The sequence below is a fragment of the Arthrobacter sp. U41 genome, from assembly GCF_007679325.1.
Classification (GTDB): domain Bacteria; phylum Actinomycetota; class Actinomycetes; order Actinomycetales; family Micrococcaceae; genus Arthrobacter.
In genome coordinates, this window is sequence record NZ_VEGI01000013.1 from 1 (window position 1) to 854 (window position 854).

Here is an 854-nt window from a genome sequence, read left to right on the forward strand (position 1 = left end):
GTTTCGTTGTAGCTGCTGAAGTTGGCGACGTAGAAGCCGAAGGCCAGGGAGGCGAGCAGGAAGATCACCAGGGCGATCGCGGATCCGAGGCTCATCCAGCGGAACTTGGGCTGTTTCACGTTTGGTGTGGCGTAGTAGAGAATCGCGATCGCGGCCACTACGAGCAACACGATGACGAGCCACTTGGCGATGTTCCAGATGGTGAGGACCGTCGCGCCCACGCCGAGGGCGTTGCCGACGGATTCGGCGACCGGGCCGCTGAGGACCAGCATGGCTGCCAGCAGCACAACGATGAGCACGGTGGCGATGGTGACTGCGAGCATCGTGCCGCGGAGCTTGATGAAGGGCCGGCCTTCATCGATTTCGTAGATCCGGTTCATGGCCCGGCCGAACGCCCCGACGTAGCCGGACGCGGACCACAGGGCGGTGAGGATACCGATGAGCAGGGTAAGTCCGGCGGCGGAGTTACTGCTGAGCTGCTGGACGGGTTCGCGGATCGCGTCCACGGTGTCGGCAGGTGCGAAGCCCTGGACGATCTCCAGCAGCGCCCCGGTGGTTTTCTCGGGCTGTCCGAAGATGCCCAGGAGCGATACGAGGGCCAGCAGCGCCGGGAAGATCGAGAGGACGGAGTAGTACGTGAGCGCGGCGGCGAGGTCGGGGCACTGGTCCTTCGTGAACTCGCGGAAGGTTTTTTTGGCCACGTATTTCCACGAGGGCTTGGTGACGTCGGCGGGACTGTCGGGTTTGCGGGCGTCGTCCGGTGCGGGCGCCGTGCGGGCCTTGGCGGTGCTGCTCTCGCCCGTTTCGGTCTCGGTCATAGAGTCATTGTCTGCCTTGGCAGGGTTCTGGGCCAT

Annotated in this window: 1 protein-coding gene; it reads right to left on the bottom strand. The window is 64.4% G+C overall.

Annotated features, from left to right (window positions below):
- The coding region (locus FS787_RS17850) for a YihY/virulence factor BrkB family protein (protein WP_260982634.1) at nucleotides 1–818 on the bottom strand (818 nt) is incomplete at its 3' end.
- Between the last annotated feature and the right edge of the window lie 36 nt (nucleotides 819–854).